13 protein-coding genes are annotated in these 16,668 nt (G+C 56.6%); 9 read left to right on the plus strand and 4 right to left on the minus strand.

The window, feature by feature from the left end; all coding sequences use genetic code 11:
• Nucleotides 1-53 precede the first annotated feature (53 nt).
• The 5 genes from V6944_RS09510 (at nt 54) to V6944_RS09530 (ending at nt 8,052) form a co-directional block, all read left to right on the plus strand.
• On the plus strand, nt 54-920 hold the full coding sequence (locus V6944_RS09510; protein WP_333498769.1) for an AraC family transcriptional regulator: 867 nt from the start codon (nt 54-56) through the stop codon (nt 918-920).
• 110 nt (nt 921-1,030) lie between these two features.
• Nucleotides 1,031-3,289: a DNA topoisomerase IV subunit A gene (parC, locus tag V6944_RS09515; RefSeq protein WP_333498770.1), complete on the plus strand. Its 2,259-nt coding sequence runs from the start codon at nt 1,031-1,033 to the stop codon at nt 3,287-3,289.
• 183 nt (nt 3,290-3,472) lie between these two features.
• Nucleotides 3,473-4,210 carry a 1-acylglycerol-3-phosphate O-acyltransferase gene (gene plsC / locus V6944_RS09520; RefSeq protein ID WP_333498771.1) on the plus strand — a complete coding sequence of 246 codons (738 nt, stop codon included), beginning with the start codon at nt 3,473-3,475 and terminating at the stop codon, nt 4,208-4,210.
• Between the two features lie 99 nt (nt 4,211-4,309).
• Nucleotides 4,310-5,722, plus strand: a complete 1,413-nt coding sequence (gene ftsP / locus V6944_RS09525; RefSeq protein ID WP_333498772.1) for a cell division protein FtsP — start codon at nt 4,310-4,312, stop codon at nt 5,720-5,722.
• Between the two features lie 158 nt (nt 5,723-5,880).
• Nucleotides 5,881-8,052: a YgiQ family radical SAM protein gene (locus tag V6944_RS09530; protein WP_333011260.1), complete on the plus strand. Its 2,172-nt coding sequence runs from the start codon at nt 5,881-5,883 to the stop codon at nt 8,050-8,052.
• 141 nt (nt 8,053-8,193) lie between these two features.
• On the opposite strand, the gene dkgA is transcribed toward V6944_RS09530, so the two are convergent.
• Nucleotides 8,194-9,021, minus strand: coding sequence for a 2,5-didehydrogluconate reductase DkgA (dkgA, locus tag V6944_RS09535; RefSeq protein ID WP_123652371.1), 828 nt, complete (start codon nt 9,019-9,021; stop codon nt 8,194-8,196).
• A gap of 103 nt (nt 9,022-9,124) precedes the next feature.
• Nucleotides 9,125-10,288: an alcohol dehydrogenase gene (gene yqhD / locus V6944_RS09540; protein WP_333498773.1), complete on the minus strand. Its 1,164-nt coding sequence runs from the start codon at nt 10,286-10,288 to the stop codon at nt 9,125-9,127.
• Between the two features lie 197 nt (nt 10,289-10,485).
• Between yqhD and V6944_RS09545 the strand changes: the two genes are divergently transcribed.
• Complete coding sequence (locus V6944_RS09545) at nt 10,486-11,379, plus strand: AraC family transcriptional regulator (RefSeq protein WP_333498774.1); 894 nt, start codon at nt 10,486-10,488, stop codon at nt 11,377-11,379.
• Between the two features lie 89 nt (nt 11,380-11,468).
• Here the strand turns inward: V6944_RS09545 and yghB are convergent, their stop codons facing one another.
• Both yghB and metC read right to left on the minus strand, forming a co-directional pair.
• Complete coding sequence (gene yghB, locus V6944_RS09550; RefSeq protein WP_185668365.1) at nt 11,469-12,128, minus strand: DedA family general envelope maintenance protein YghB; 660 nt, start codon at nt 12,126-12,128, stop codon at nt 11,469-11,471.
• A 247-nt stretch (nt 12,129-12,375) separates the two neighbouring features.
• A complete protein-coding gene (gene metC, locus V6944_RS09555; RefSeq protein WP_333498775.1) occupies nt 12,376-13,563 on the minus strand; it encodes a cystathionine beta-lyase in 1,188 nt (395 codons plus the stop codon).
• A 251-nt stretch (nt 13,564-13,814) separates the two neighbouring features.
• Here metC and exbB point away from each other — a divergent pair, with 251 nt between their 5' ends.
• The 3 genes from exbB to V6944_RS09570 all read left to right on the plus strand — a co-directional run bounded on the left by exbB (nt 13,815) and on the right by V6944_RS09570 (nt 16,661).
• Entirely contained in the window at nt 13,815-14,546 is a 732-nt protein-coding gene (exbB, locus tag V6944_RS09560) for a tol-pal system-associated acyl-CoA thioesterase (protein ID WP_333498776.1), read from the plus strand.
• A gap of 6 nt (nt 14,547-14,552) precedes the next feature.
• Entirely contained in the window at nt 14,553-14,978 is a 426-nt protein-coding gene (gene exbD, locus V6944_RS09565) for a TonB system transport protein ExbD (RefSeq protein ID WP_333496143.1), read from the plus strand.
• Between the two features lie 231 nt (nt 14,979-15,209).
• The gene (locus V6944_RS09570) at nt 15,210-16,661 is read left to right on the plus strand and encodes a methyl-accepting chemotaxis protein (RefSeq protein WP_442910726.1); all 1,452 of its coding nucleotides are present in this window, start codon (nt 15,210-15,212) and stop codon (nt 16,659-16,661) included.
• Nucleotides 16,662-16,668: the final 7 nt, after the last annotated feature.

Genomic DNA, 16,668 nt, shown 5'->3' on the forward strand with positions numbered 1-16,668 from the left:
CGGTCAGGATTCACTGCGGCCAGGTGGGCAGAATGTCCCGCAAGGAGGCAGTGATGAGTGACTTATTAAGCGCGGCTTATTCCGAACGCCTGCGGCGCGTTTGCGACCACATTGAGCGTCATCTGGATGAGCCTCTCTCGCTTGAGGCGTTAAGCCGGATGGCGCACAGTTCGCCATTTCATTTCCATCGGCAATTTACCGCCTGGAGCGGCCTGCCGCTGTATCGCTATATCCAGTGGTTACGCCTGCGCCGCGCCTCGTGGCGGCTGGCGTTTAATCCGCAGGATAAGGTTATCGATATTGCGCTGGATGCCGGGTTTCAGAACCCGGAGTCGTTCACTCGTGCCTTTAAAACCGCGTTTGGCCAAAGCCCACGTCAGTTCCGACAAACTCCGGACTGGGCGGCCTGGCACCAGCGCGTTCCTAAACTGGCTTTACAGGAGCAGCACGTAATGGACGTGAAAATTGTTGAATTTCCGCAAACCAACGTCGCCATGTTGACCCATCAGGGGCATCCGGATCGGGTGAACGACAGCGCGGCAACCTTTATTGAGTGGCGACGCACCACCGGGCTTTCGCCGGTGGCGAGCAGCCAGACCTACGGTATGGCCTGGCACGACCCGCAGACCACGCCGCCGGAGCAGTTTCGCTTTGATATCTGCGGCAGTGTGTCTGAACCGATACCGGAGAATACGTTTGGCGTGGTCAACGCTGAGATTCCCGGCGGGCGATGCGCGGTCTTGCGCCATCAGGGCTCGCTGGACTCGCTGTCGGACAGCGTCTGGTCTCTATTCCGCGAGTGGCTGCCGGGCAGCGGCGAGACGCCGCGCGACTTCCCGGTCTTTTTCCAGTACCTCAACTTTGTCCATGAGGTGCCGGAACATGCGCTGCTGACGGATATTTATTTACCGCTTCGTTAACCCGCTCCCAACCTATCTCACGGTTTGTGACTCAGACCGTGAGATAGGGTATTATCTGCGGCAATATTGCCGTCCGAACGGTCAGCATGCAGATTGAGGATCCACTGTTAATGAGCGATATGGCAGAGCGCCTTGCGCTACATGAATTTACGGAAAACGCCTACTTAAACTATTCCATGTACGTCATCATGGATCGCGCGTTGCCGTTTATTGGCGATGGCCTGAAACCGGTGCAGCGCCGCATTGTTTACGCAATGTCGGAACTGGGGTTGAACGCCACCGCAAAATTTAAAAAATCCGCCCGTACCGTTGGTGACGTACTGGGTAAGTACCATCCGCACGGCGATAGCGCCTGTTACGAAGCGATGGTGCTGATGGCGCAGCCGTTCTCCTACCGTTACCCGCTGGTCGATGGCCAGGGGAACTGGGGGGCACCGGACGATCCGAAATCGTTCGCAGCGATGCGTTATACCGAATCCCGCCTGTCGAAATATTCCGAGCTGCTGTTAAGCGAGCTGGGGCAGGGCACGGCTGATTGGGTGCCGAACTTTGACGGCACCATGCAGGAGCCGAAAATGCTGCCTGCGCGCCTGCCTAACATCCTGCTGAACGGCACCACCGGCATCGCCGTCGGTATGGCGACGGACATTCCGCCGCACAACCTGCGTGAAGTGGCGAAAGCCGCGATTACCCTGATTGAAAAACCGCAGACCACGCTCGACGAGGTGCTGGATATCGTTCAGGGCCCGGACTACCCGACCGAGGCGGAAATCATTACCTCGCGCGCGGAAATCCGCAAAATTTACCAGAACGGCCGTGGCTCCGTGCGCATGCGCGCGGTGTGGAATAAAGAAGATGGTGCGGTAGTGATTACCGCGCTGCCGCATCAGGTTTCCGGCGCCAAAGTGCTGGAACAGATAGCCGCCCAGATGCGTAACAAAAAGCTGCCGATGGTCGATGACCTGCGCGACGAATCTGACCACGAAAACCCGACCCGTCTGGTTATCGTGCCGCGTTCCAACCGCGTGGACATGGATCAGGTGATGAACCACCTGTTCGCCACCACCGATCTGGAAAAGAGCTACCGCATCAACCTGAACATGATCGGGCTGGATGGTCGTCCGGCGGTGAAAAACCTGCTGGAGATCCTCACCGAATGGCTGGCGTTCCGCCGCGACACCGTCCGTCGTCGCCTGAACTACCGCCTCGAGAAAGTGCTTAAACGCCTGCATATCCTCGAAGGTTTGCTGGTGGCGTTCCTCAACATCGATGAAGTGATCGAGATAATCCGTCACGAAGATGAGCCGAAGCCGGCGCTGATGTCGCGCTTTGGCATCAGCGAAACCCAGGCGGAAGCGATCCTCGAGCTGAAATTGCGCCACCTGGCGAAGCTCGAAGAGATGAAGATCCGCGGCGAGCAGGATGATTTAGCCAAAGAGCGCGATCATCTGCAGGCGATCCTGGCGTCCGAACGTAAGATGAGTAACCTGCTGAAGAAAGAGCTGCAGGCCGATGCCGAAGCCTTTGGCGACGATCGTCGTTCTCCGCTGCGCGAGCGCGAAGAAGCGAAAGCGATGAGCGACCATGACATGCTGCCGTCCGAACCGGTGACCATCGTGCTGTCGCAGATGGGCTGGGTACGTAGCGCGAAAGGCCATGACATTGATGCTCAGGGGCTGAACTATAAGTCTGGCGATAGCTGGAAATCGTCGGTGAAAGGCAAGAGCAACCAGCCGGTTGTGTTTGTCGACACCACCGGCCGCAGCTACGCCATCGACCCGATTACGCTGCCGTCCGCCCGTGGGCAGGGCGAGCCGCTGACCGGCAAGCTGACGCTGCCGCCTGGCGCGACCGTCGAGCACATGCTGATGGAAGGCGACGATACCAAGCTGCTGATGGCTTCCGACGCGGGCTACGGTTTCCTGTGTACCTTCAACGACCTGGTCGCACGTAACCGTGCCGGTAAGGCGCTGATTTCACTGCCGGATAACGCACACGTGATGCCGCCGGTGGTGATTGAAGACGAGAGCGATATGCTGCTGGCGATCACCTCCGCAGGCCGCATGCTGATGTTCCCGCTGAGCGACCTGCCGCAGCTGTCGAAAGGTAAGGGCAACAAGATTATCAACATCCCGGCAGCGGAAGCCGCCAGCGGTGTCGATAGCCTGGCGCACCTTTACGTGCTGCCGCCGCAGAGCACGCTGACCTTCCACGTGGGCAAGCGTAAGATCAAACTGCGCCCGGAAGAGCTGCAAAAAGTGACGGGTGAACGCGGTCGTCGCGGCACCCTGATGCGCGGCCTGCAAAAAATCGATCGCGTTGAGATTGATTCACCGCAGCGCGCCTCGGCGGGCGACAGCGAAGAGTAATATATTTCCCCCGTCGTCAGGCGGGGGAAAAATTACCGTGAAACCGTTGTTAATTCAGCCGTTGCGATTAACAATACCCCTTTGCAGGGGTCTGCAAGTAACAAAGCCCTGTCCGGTCTATATATCCTGTCAGCACCCGTCTGATCGGTATCATTCTAAGTGGTTCAGGGTTCAGAGGACGCTATGCTATTTATTTTACGTGTCATTATTGTCGTCATTTATTGCATCCTGGTATGCATCTTTGGCTGCATCTATTGCCTGTTCAGTCCGCGTAACCCAAAACACGTCGCCACCTTTGGCCATATGTTTGGCCGTATGGCGCCGGTGTTCGGTTTAAAGGTAGAAACCCGCAAACCGGCTGACGCGGAGCGCTATGGCAACGCGATTTATATCGCCAACCACCAGAACAACTACGATATGGTGACGGCGGCGAATATCGTCCAGCCGCCCACCGTGACGGTCGGTAAAAAGAGCCTGGTGTGGGTGCCGTTCTTTGGTCTGCTGTACTGGCTGACCGGCAACCTGCTGATCGACCGTAACAACCGAGCGAAAGCGCACAGTACCATTGCCGAAGTGGCAGATGCCTTTAAGAAACGCAAAATCTCGATCTGGATGTTCCCGGAAGGTACCCGCAGCCGCGGCCGTGGCCTGCTTCCGTTTAAAACCGGTGCGTTTCACGCCGCGATCGCTGCCGGTGTGCCAATTATCCCGGTATGTGTGTCGAATACCTCCAATAAGATTAAACTCAACCGCTGGAATAATGGTCTGGTGATTGTGGAAATGCTGGAGCCTATCGACACCAGCGCGTGGGGTAAGGATCAGGTTCGCGACCTGGCAAAACACTGCCGTGAAGTGATGAAGGCCAAAATAGACGAACTGGACCAGGAAGTGGCCCAGCGTGAGTCTGCGGGTAAAGCGTAATTCTCTGCTGACGTCGCGGGCGAATGCCCGTGTCGCGGCGGTTTTGCTATCGGGAAAATGATTTCCCGCGTTTGATTTGTCAGTTTTGATGGAGCTTATATGTCACTCAGTCGGCGTCAGTTTATTCAGGCTTCGGGCGTTGCGCTTTGTGCCGGCACCGTGCCGCTGAGGGCACAGGCCGCAGGGAAGCAACCCGCATTGCCGGTGCCTCCGCTGCTGGAGTCTCGCCGTGGGCAACCGCTATTCTTAACGCTGCAGCGTGCGCACTGGTCCTTTACCCAGGGCACGCGCGCCTCCGTCTGGGGCGTCAACGGCCGCTATCTTGGGCCGACGATCCGCGTCTGGAAGGGTGACGATGTCAAACTCATCTACAGCAACCGTCTGACGGAAAACGTCGCCATGACCGTGCGCGGTTTGCAGGTGCCGGGGCCGCTGATTGGCGGCGCGGCGCGCATGATGACGCCAAACGCCGACTGGGCGCCGGTGCTGCCCATTCGCCAGAACGCGTCAACGCTGTGGTATCAGGCCAATACGCCAAACCACACAGCGCAACAGGTCTATAACGGTCTGGCGGGGATGTGGTTGATTGAGGATGAAGTTAGTAAGTCCTTACCATTCCCCAACCACTACGGCGTCGATGACTTCCCGGTCATCATTCAGGATAAGCGCCTGGATAACTTTGGCACGCCGGTGTACGACGAGCCGGGCAGCGGTGGCTTTGTTGGCGATACGCTGCTGGTCAACGGTGTCCAGGGACCCTATGTCGAAGTATCGCGCGGCTGGGTGCGTCTGCGCCTGTTGAACGCCTCCAACTCCCGCCGCTACTCGCTGCGGATGAGCGATGGCCGTGCGCTGCACGTGATTTCCAGCGATCAGGGTTTCCTGCCTGCACCGGTCTCCACCACTCAAATCTCGCTGGCACCGGGCGAACGTCGCGAAGTGCTGGTTGATATGACCAACGGCGACGAAGTGTCGATGACCTGCGGTGAGTCTGCCAGCATCATGGAGCGTATTCGCGGCTTCTTCGAACCGTCGAGCATTTTGATCTCCACGCTGGTGCTGACCCTGCGCCCAACGGGGCTGCTGCCGTTAGTGACCGATAACTTACCGATGCGCATACTGCCAACGGAAGTGCTGAGCGGTACGCCGATTCGCAGTCGCGATATTCTGCTGGGCGACGATCCAGGTATCAACGGTCAGCTGTGGGACCCGCAGCGCATTGATATCACCGCGCAACAGGGCACCTGGGAGCGCTGGACGGTTCGTGCCGATGCGCCGCAGTCGTTCCATATTGAAGGGGTGATGTTCCAGGTTCGCAACGTCAACGGCGCGACGCCGCTGCCGGAAGACCGGGGCTGGAAAGATACGGTCTGGATTGACGGTCAGGTGGAGCTGCTGGTCTATTACTCACAGCCGTCATGGCCGCACTTCCCGTTCCAGTTCTCCAGCCAGACGCTGGAGCTTGCCGACCGTGGTTCTATTGGGCAGATTCTGGTGAACCCAGCGCCGTAATCAAGAACCCCCGGCGTCGCTGCGCTTATGGTAGCCCGGCCGAGCGTAGCGACGCCGGGACCCGCACCGCGCTAAAAATTCCCACTTCATTAGTAAGGCGAACGGGCTTATAATCCCCGGCCTTTGTCTATTTTTTTGCCAATTTTTTCGGAAGCAATATGAGCGCTATCTCCCTGATCCAACCGGATCGCGACCTTTTCTCCTGGCCGCAGTACTGGGCCGCCTGCTTTGGGCCGGCTCCGTTTTTGCCAATGTCACGTGAAGAGATGGATCAACTTGGCTGGGATAGCTGCGACATCATTCTGGTCACCGGCGACGCCTACGTTGATCACCCGAGTTTTGGGATGGCGATTTGTGGTCGTATGCTGGAAGCACAGGGCTTCCGCGTGGGGATCATTGCCCAGCCTGACTGGAACAGCAAAGACGACTTTATGCGTCTTGGCAAACCGAACCTGTTCTTCGGCGTCACCGCCGGTAACATGGACTCGATGATCAACCGTTATACCGCAGACCGCAAGCTGCGCCATGACGATGCCTATACCCCAGACAACGTCGCGGGCAAACGTCCGGACCGCGCGACGCTGGTCTATACCCAGCGCTGCAAAGAGGCGTGGAAAGATGTGCCGGTTATTCTCGGCGGCATTGAAGCCAGCCTGCGTCGTACCGCGCACTATGACTATTGGTCTGATACCGTGCGTCGTTCGGTGCTGATTGACGCCAAGGCCGACATGCTGATGTTCGGTAACGGTGAGCGTCCGCTGGTTGAAGTGGCGCACCGTCTGGCGGCAGGCGAGCCAATCGCGCAGATCCGCGACGTGCGTAACACCGCCATCATCGTCAAAGAAGCGCTGCCGGGCTGGTCTGGCGTCGACTCAACCCGCATCGACACCCCGGGGAAAATCGACCCGATTCCGCATCCGTATGGTGAAGACTTGCCGTGCGCCGATAACAAACCGGTAGCACCGAAAAAGCAGGAAGCCAAAGCTGTTACCGTGCAGCCGCCGCGCCCTAAGCCGTGGGAGAAAACCTATGTCTTGCTGCCGTCCTTTGAAAAGGTCAAAGGCGACAAGGTGCTGTATGCCCACGCTTCCCGTATTCTGCACCATGAAACCAACCCGGGCAGCGCCCGTGCGCTGATGCAGAAGCAGGGCGACCGCTACATCTGGATTAACCCGCCGGCGATCCCGCTCTCCACCGAAGAGATGGACAGCGTGTTTGCGCTGCCGTACCAGCGTATTCCGCACCCGTCATACGGCAAGGCGCGTATCCCGGCGTATGAGATGATTCGTTTCTCTATCAACATCATGCGCGGCTGCTTCGGTGGCTGCTCCTTCTGCTCTATCACCGAGCACGAAGGCCGTATTATCCAGAGCCGCTCCGAAGACTCGATCATCAACGAAATCGAAGCTATTCGCGACACGGTGCCTGGCTTTACCGGCATTATCTCCGACCTGGGTGGCCCAACGGCTAACATGTATATGCTGCGCTGTAAGTCGCCGCGTGCGGAGCAGACCTGTCGTCGTCTCTCCTGCGTGTACCCGGAAATTTGTCCGCATATGGATACCGACCACACGCCGACGATTAACCTCTATCGCCGCGCCCGCGACCTGAAAGGCATCAAGAAGATCCTGATTGCCTCCGGCGTGCGCTACGATCTGGCGGTGGAAGACCCGCGCTATATCAAAGAGCTGGCAACCCACCATGTGGGCGGCTATCTGAAGATTGCGCCAGAGCACACTGAAGAAGGGCCGCTGTCGAAGATGATGAAGCCGGGGATGGGCAGCTATCACCGCTTTAAAGAGCTGTTCGACACCTATTCGAAGCAGGCGGGTAAAGAGCAGTATCTGATTCCGTACTTTATCTCCGCCCACCCAGGGACGCGCGATGAAGATATGGTGAACCTGGCGCTGTGGCTGAAGCAGCACCGTTTCCGCCTGGACCAGGTGCAGAACTTCTACCCGTCGCCGCTGGCGAACTCAACCACCATGTATTACACCGGCAAGAACCCGCTGGGTAAAATTGGCTATAAGAGTGAAGACGTGGTGATCCCGAAAGGCGATAAGCAGCGTCGTCTGCACAAAGCGCTGCTGCGCTATCACGATCCGGCTAACTGGCCGCTGATCCGTACGGCGCTGGAGACGATGGGTAAAAAACATCTGATCGGCAGCCGTCGTGACTGCCTGGTGCCTGCGCCAACGCTGGACGAGATGCGCGAAGCGCGTCGCCAGAACCGCAATACCCGCCCGGCGCTGACCAAGCATACGCCGGTGGCGCACCAGCGTCAGACGCCAAACGGCATCAAAAAGCGTCCTAAACCAGCATCCCGCTGAGCTTAACCCGGGGTCGGCGTAAACGCCTCGCCCGGGCTACATTTGGCGGTAGCCCGGCCGAGCGCAGCGACGCCGGGACAGCACCTAAGCCACAAAAAAAGCCCGACATTTCGCCGGGCTTTTGACATTCAGACTTCTCGCTTAACCGCCAAACTGGTCCGGGTCCGGGCCTAAACGCTTACCCTGATCCAGCTTCGCAATCTCGCTCAGCTCATCTTTATCCAGACGGAAATCCCAGACGGCAAAGTTTTCGGCGATGCGCGACGGCGTAACCGATTTCGGGATCACCACCAGTCCGCTGTCGAGGTGCCAGCGAATCACGATTTGCGCTGGCGTCTTACCGTATTTATCCGCCAGAGCGCGGATCACTTTCTGGTCAAACACCCCTTCACCGCCCTGTGCCAGCGGACTCCAGGACTCGGTCTGGATTTTATGCGTGGCGTTCCAGGCGTTCAGCTGACGCTGCTGCATCAACGGATGTAGCTCAATCTGGTTGATAACCGGTGCGACGCCGGTTTCATCGATCAGCCGCTGCAGGTGAGGCACCTGGAAGTTACACACGCCGATGCTCTTAATCAGCCCCTGTTTTTGCAGTTCAATCAGGCTCTTCCACGCATCGATATAGTGATCGGTTGCGGGAACCGGCCAGTGGATCAGATACAGGTCGAGATAGTCCAGCTGCAGGTGCTCCAGGCTCTCCTGTAGGGCATCCGCCGCGCGGAGATGGGAGTCATTCCACAGCTTGGTGGTGATGAACAGATCTTCACGAGCAACGCCCGCGCTCTTAATCGCTTTACCGACTCCCGACTCATTTTTATAAGCGGCGGCGGTATCAATGGAACGGTAGCCCACCTCGAGCGCTTTATGAATCGCGGTGACGACTTCCTCATTCGTGGCCTGCCATACCCCGAGGCCGAGCTGCGGCATTACATTGCCATCGTGCAGTTTAATCACGGTTGGATGTGTCATGCATTTCTCCTTTTTACGAGCTTGCCAGGGCATGACCCTGGCAAGGTTTGTAGGATTAAGTCTGGTCGAAATATGCAAAAACGAAAGGTAAAGCGAGAAGCTCTTAGCGTGCTGCTTCGTAAATACGACGGCTCACGTCCAGGGTAATATCCTGATTTTCACCCAGTTTGGTCATACCGTGTTCTTCGAGTTTTTTCAGCAGCGCAGGGATAGAGCTGCCGTCCAGACCGTAGTCGGACAGGCGGGTTGGGACGCCCATTTGTTCGAAGAAGCTGCGGGTCGCGGCGATAGCGGCATCGATGCGCGCATCGTCAGAACCTTCGGTAATGTTCCAGACGCGTTCTGCGTACTGCAGCAGTTTGGCGCGTTTGGTATCACGTTTTTCATTCCACAGAGCAGGCAGCACGATAGCCAGCGTCTGCGCGTGATCCAGACCGTGCATTGCGGTCAGTTCGTGGCCCAGCATATGGGTTGCCCAGTCCTGCGGCACGCCAGCACCAATCAGGCCGTTCAGCGCCTGAGTGGCAGCCCACATGATGTTGGCACGAACGGCGTAGTTTTCCGGTTCCTGCAGCGCTTTCGGGCCATCTTCAACCAGCGTCAGCAGAATGCCTTCCGCGAAGCGGTCCTGAATTTTGCCGTCAACCGGGTAGGTGACGTACTGCTCTACGGTGTGAACGAATGCATCCACAACGCCGTTAGCAACCTGACGCGGCGGCAGGGTGTAGGTGTAAACCGGGTCCAGAATCGCAAACAGCGGCTGAACGTGTGGGGACATAAAGGCACGTTTGTCACCGGTGGTTTTACGGGAGATAACGGCACCTTTGTTGGACTCGGAACCGGTCGCTGGCAGCGTCAGCACGGAACCCATTGGGATAGCGCTGGTGACGTGGCTGCCGTAGGTTTCCAGAATTTCCCACGGGTCGATGCTGGTATCGTAGTGTGCGGCGGCAGCGATAAACTTAGTGCCGTCCAGTACGGAACCGCCGCCAACGGCCAGCAGGAAGGTGACTTTCTCTTCGCGGGCGATTTTCACCGCATTCATCAGCGTTTCATAAGATGGGTTTGGCTCAATACCGCCGAACTCCAGCACGTCCAGACCTTGCAGTGCGCTCAGCACCTGGTCCAGCACGCCGGTTTTTTTCACGCTGCCGCCGCCGTAGGTAATCAGTACGCGAGCGTCAGCGGGGATCTGAGCGCGCAGGTTTTCGATAGCACCTTTACCGAACAGAATGCGGGTTGGGGTATGAAGATCAAAATTAAACATTGCTCGTTCCCTATAGTGTGGGTGGAAAAAGAGGGCGGTGAGGGGTCATCGCCGAATGACATCATTGTGGTCTTCGTTGTCGTACCTCTCAATGCACATTTCTGCGATTGTCTTGCCCATTTCTCCATAGCTCTGGAGAAATGCGTTAAACAAAGCCACAATGAAAGCGTTAGAAAAGGTACCTGGAGCCCTCGTTGATGAACCGTGAAGAGATCTGTGCACTGCTGACAGAAAAGATTAAGCAGCTGAAAAATAACGAACAAAACCTGAGAACCCTGCTGCCGGATATTCAGCTTATCTATGGTAATCAGCCGAGCGGGCGCACGCCGGTGATGTATCGCCCGGGCATCGTTTTTCTCTTTTCCGGCTATAAGATTGGCTATATCAACGAGCGCACCTTCCGCTACGATGCCAACGAATATCTGCTGCTGACAGTACCTTTACCCTTCGAATGTGAAACTTTTGCGACTGAGGATGCGCCGCTGGCCGGGTTACGCCTGGATGTCGATATTCTGCAGCTACAGGAGCTGCTGATGGATATCGGCGAGGACCCGCTGTTTCACCCGTCGTCGATGGCGGAAAGTGGGATTAACTCAGCCACGCTCTCCGAAGAGATTCTCTGCGCCTCGGAACGCCTGTTGGACGTGATGGAGCGCCCGCTGGACGCGCGCATTCTGGGGAAACAGATTATTCGGGAGATGCTCTACCACGTGCTGACCGGGCCGCGAGGCGGTGCGTTAATGGCGCTGGTTAGCCGCCAGACCCATTTCAGCCAGATTAGTCGGGTGCTCAAGCGTATCGAGAGTCAGTACACCGAAACGCTCAGCGTGGACCAGCTTGCCGCTGAGACCAATATGAGCCTGTCAGCGTTTCACCACAACTTTAAGTCGGTGACCAGCACGTCACCGCTACAGTATCTGAAGACCTATCGTTTGCATAAAGCGCGGATGATGATGGTACATGACGGGCTGAAGGCCAGCGCCGCGGCGATGCAGGTGGGATACGAAAGCGCGTCGCAGTTCAGCCGGGAGTTTAAGCGTTATTTCGGCACGACGCCGGGAGAGGATGCAGCAAGGCTGCGGGGAATGTAATTCGTAGCCCGGGCGAGACGTTTACGCCGACCCCGGGGTAGCTCGGAAGCCATTCCCGGCGTCGCGCTGCTCGGCCGGGCTACACAATATTACGCGTCGCAATACTTCTTCTTAATCACCACAATCACCGTGCCCAGAAGCCCGGCAACCAGCAGGAAGATGGGCAGAATCATCAGGAAGGTCATCACCTGATCTTCATGACGTTTGACGAACGGGATCATGCTAATGGCATAGCCTAAGCTCGTCACCACGCCAACCCACAACAGCGCGCTCAGCCAGTTAAACACCTGGAAACGACGATTCGACAGACCGGAGATACCTGCCATCGTTGGCAGCAGGGTACGGACAAACGCCAGGAAACGCCCCGCCAGCAGCGCCAGCAGACCGTGACGGTCAAACATACAGGTTGCGCGCTGATGGTATTTATCCGGCAGCTGCGCCAGCCAGCCTTTCACCACGCGGGTATTACCCAACCAACGACCCTGAATATAGCTCAGCCAGCAGCCGAGGCTGGCGGCTGCGGTCAGAATGGCAATAGTGGGGACGTAGCCCATCACGCCCTTCGCAATGAGCGCGCCCGCTAATAGCAGAAGGCTATCGCCGGGTAAGAATGAAGCGGGAAGCAGGCCATTTTCCAGAAACAGAGTGGCAAACATGACCAGATAAACGACCCCCACGACGTGCGGATTCGCCAGAGCAGCAAAATCGTGCTGCCAAAGCGCGGCGACAATATCTTGAATAACGACCATGAACATTCCTGTGGAACAGCGTTTTTGCTTATTGTACGCCCGAAAGATTAAGAACACCTTGATCGCGTGCGCAACAAATGAAGCCGCGCTGTTCTGATTTACTGACAACAACGCGGAAACGGTTTACGCCGACGGTGGTCAATCACTTCGGGGACCGACTGTTCTCAACATCGGTGACGCGCCTGACCGACGCATCAAAAACAGTGTTAACCCACCCGATGGCCTAGGCTACCGGGCTGAGGCCATGTTACACGATGCGGGCAAATCCTGCCGCTAAATCCGCAATCAGATCGTCAACGTTTTCTAAACCGATATGGACGCGCACCAGCGTGCCGGTGAAATCGATTTTTCCTTCCGGACGAATGCTGGCGAGCTCGGACGGCTGATTCGCCAGAATCAGCGACTCAAATCCACCCCAGGAGTAGGCCATGCTGAACAGCGAGAAGTTATCGAGGTAGTTTGCCAGTTCTTCATCATTGAGGCGTTTTTTGAGCACGAACGAGAACAGGCCGCTGCTGCCGGTAAAATCACGCTTCCAGAATTCATGCCCTTTACTGCCCGGCAGTGCAGGGTGGTTCACGCGCTCAACCTGCGGCTGCTGCGCCAACCATTCGGCAACCTTCAGGCTGCTTTCATGATGCTGACGTAAACGCACGCCCAGCGTACGCAGACCGCGGCTGGTCATATAAGCGGTGTCGGCATCGAGCATCTGGCCCATCAGGTAGGCGTTTTCGCGCAGCTGCGCCCAGCAGCGTTCGTTAGATACCGCCGTCCCGACCATCGCATCCGAATGGCCAATAAGGTATTTGGTGCCGGCCTGAATAGAAATATCGATACCGAAATCGAGCGCTTTAAACAGAATCCCCGCCGCCCAGGTATTGTCGATCATGATGATCGCTTCAGGCGCGACGCGGCGCACGGCGGCAACGATGGCCGGAATATCGTGCACTTCCATGGTGATAGAACCAGGGGATTCCAGGAACACGATTTTGGTGTTGGGCTTAATCAACTCGGCAATCCCTTCGCCGATCATCGGGTCGAACCAGCTGGTGGTGACGCCCAGCTTACCGAGAATTTTGGTGCAGAAGTCCTGGCTTGGTTCATAGGCGGTGTTGGTCATCAGCACGTTATCGCCCTGTTCCACAAACGCCAGAATGGTGTTGGCGACCGCTGCCGCGCCGCATGGGAAAAGCGCGCAGCCAGCGCCGCCTTCCAGCTCACACATCGCTTCCTGCAATGAGAAGTGGGTGAGGGTGCCGCGACGGCCGTAGAACAGTTCGCCGTTAGCGCGGTTGTGGGTCGCATGTTTTTTGGCGGCGACGGTGTCGAACACCAGCGAGGAGGCGCGCTGAATGACGCTGTTCACCGATCCCTGAGTGTATTTTTTGCTGCGTCCGGCGTTAACCAGCGCGGTATCGAGGTGCTTGTCTGCCATTTTTTATCTGCCTATTTTTATACGTCTGGATGGCTAAATTAACACGATTGCGCGTGGGATCTACCGTTACCTGCGCGAACAGCAGAAAATTTTGCTAAAAAACCGGCTGAAAACTTTTTTACTGCGTAAGCGCAAGGAAAATAAGTGTGATTTGGGTCAATATGTAAATACTAATGAGAACTACTATCAATTCGACGATGTTTTGATATTATTGTGCTCAGAATTTGTGATTTATGTCCTGGAGATACACAGTGGGTAATAATTTGATGCAGGCGGATCTCTCCGTTTGGGGTATGTATCATCATGCCGACATCGTGGTTAAAGTGGTCATGATTGGCTTGATACTGGCATCCGTCGTCACCTGGGCTCTTTTCTTCAGCAAGGGTGCTGAGCTTCTTTCCCATAAGCGCCGCCTCAAGCGCGAACAGAAACTGTTAGCGGATGCGCGTTCTCTGAATCAGGCGACTGAAATGGCAGGCGCATTTGATGCCAATAGCCTGAGCTCCCAGTTAATCAACGAAGCGCAGAACGAGCTGGAGCTCTCTGCGGGTTCCGAAGATAACGAAGGCATTAAAGAACGTACCGGCTTCCGTCTGGAACGTCGCGTGGCGGCCGTGGGTCGTCATATGGGCCGTGGTAACGGCTTCCTGGCGACCATCGGTGCTATCTCCCCGTTCGTCGGCCTGTTTGGTACCGTATGGGGTATCATGAACAGCTTCATCGGCATCGCCCAGACCCAGACCACTAACCTGGCGGTTGTGGCGCCGGGTATTGCAGAAGCGCTGCTGGCGACCGCGATTGGTCTGTTCGCCGCGATTCCTGCGGTGGTCATCTATAACATCTTTGCGCGTCTGATTGGCGGCTTTAAAGCCAACCTGAGCGACGTTGCGGCGCAGGTTCTGCTGCTGCAAAGCCGTGACCTGGACCTCAGCGCCAGCGGCGTACATCCGGTGCGTACCGCCCAGAAATTACGAGTAGGTTAACGCCCCATGGCAATGCGTCTTAATGAAAATCTGGACGATAATGGCGAAATGCATGATATCAACGTGACGCCGTTTATCGATGTCATGTTGGTACTGCTGATTATCTTCATGGTTGCCGCGCCGCTGGCAACCGTCGATGTCAAAGTGAATCTGCCAGCGTCATCCAGCCAACCGCAGCCTCGCCCGGATAAACCGGTCTATCTGTCGGTGAAGGCGGACAAATCGATGTTCCTCGGCAATGATCCTATCACCGACGACAACATGGTGACGGCGATTGATACGCTCACGGAAGGTAAGAAAGATACCACCATCTTCTTCCGCGCGGATAAAACCGTGGACTACGAAACGATGATGAAGGTCATGGATACCCTGCACCAGGCGGGCTATCTGAAGATTGGCCTCGTTGGCGAAGAAACCGTCGCGAAAAAATAAGTATCCCGGATGGCGCGTTCTGCGCCATCCGTTATTATTGCCCCGGCAATATAATATTTCCCTTAAGTCTTATCTATTCCAACCCGCTGTTAAATAAAATTAAGTGCGGCTTAATCTTGTCGGTATATTTCTAACAATATACTGGCTAGCGATAAATAACCCCTCTACGCTTAATTCTGAACGCTAACAATAATATGATGTGAAATGACACCTGCGCGGGCGGAATATATCATGGCAATAATGACGTTGTGGCAGCCCAACGGGCTGTCTCAGGATCTGTTCTCTTTATCCTCTATTCGCCGCAGAGCGGACCGGCTGCTGATGGTGCTGGCCTGGGTGATGTGGGGCGTTTCGCTAGGCGTCGGGGCGATGAACGATGACCTCAGCCTGGCGCTGCTGGCGGCAACGCTGCTTTCTGTACTGGGCACATTGATGACGCTCCTTTTTCCCGGCAGATTAATTACCCGGCTGGTCTACGCCTTTATTATGATGGCTTATTCCGCGCTGCTTATTCAACTGGGTAGTGGTGAAACCGAATACCACTTCTCGGTGTTTGTATTGCTCTCTGCGCTGCTGGCATGGCGAGACTGGCGACCATTAATTATGGGCGCGGCTGTTATTGCCGTACATCATCTGGTGTTTAATTATTTACAGGAATATGGCCTGTTCAATATTACCGTATTCATGCATACCGGGCTGGAAATGGTGGTGATGCACGGGCTGTACGTTGTCGCGCAGACGATATTTCTGGTGCTGCTGGCGGTGCGGATGGAGCAGGATGCCCGCTCGGCCAGCGAAGTGGCGAAGCTGGCCTCGGTGATTAACCGCGAGTCGGGCTTCCTGACGCTTGAGCGTGACAGCAAAACCAGCCGCTCTCCGTTTGCCCGTACCTTTAGCCTGACACTGGATGCGATGCGAAATACCCTTGAGCAGGTCAGCGGCAATGTCTCTGAACTGCTGGAAGCCTCGCAAACGCTGCTCCAGCGCAACACTGCGCTCTCTGAGCGTACGGATAACCAGGCCCGCTCGCTAGCGGTCACCGCTAGCGCCATGGAACAGCTTGCCGGGGCGGCGTCGCTCACCAGCGAGAAGGCCAGCGAAGCGCGAACGCTGGCGGAGCAGGCGAGCGGCGTAGCGCAGGAGGGCGGGGAGAATATTCGCTCGGCGATGGCCTCAATGGCGCATATTCGCGATGAGTCGCTGAAAATCAACGGGATTCTTGAGCTTATCGACGGTATTGCCTTCCAGACCAATATTCTCTCGCTGAACGCTTCCGTTGAGGCGGCGCGGGCGGGCGCGCACGGCAAAGGCTTTGCGGTAGTAGCCGCCGAAGTACGTACGCTGGCGCTGCGCTGCGAAGAAGCGGCCCGCGATATTCGCCAGATGATTGCTACCTCCGTCGAGCGTACCCATCAAGGAGCGGAGCAGGTTGAACGGGCGGGGAAAACGATGGCGTCGATTATCAGCAATATCGACAGCCTGCAGCCCTGCGTCGATGTGTTGTTCTCAATGAGCGACCAGCAGAAAACCAGCGTGCTGCAGATGAAAGGCAGCATTGCCACCATCGATGCCAGCGTGCAGGAGAACATCCAGCACGTGGCCCAAACCATTCAGGTGGCGCATCAGCAGCAGCGTCATACCGGCGAACTGAAGTCGGCGATTTCCGTTTTCCGCCTGGTGTAAGGTCACA

The organism is Kluyvera sp. CHPC 1.2972, assembly GCF_036759925.1.
Taxonomy (GTDB): Bacteria; Pseudomonadota; Gammaproteobacteria; order Enterobacterales; family Enterobacteriaceae; genus Kluyvera.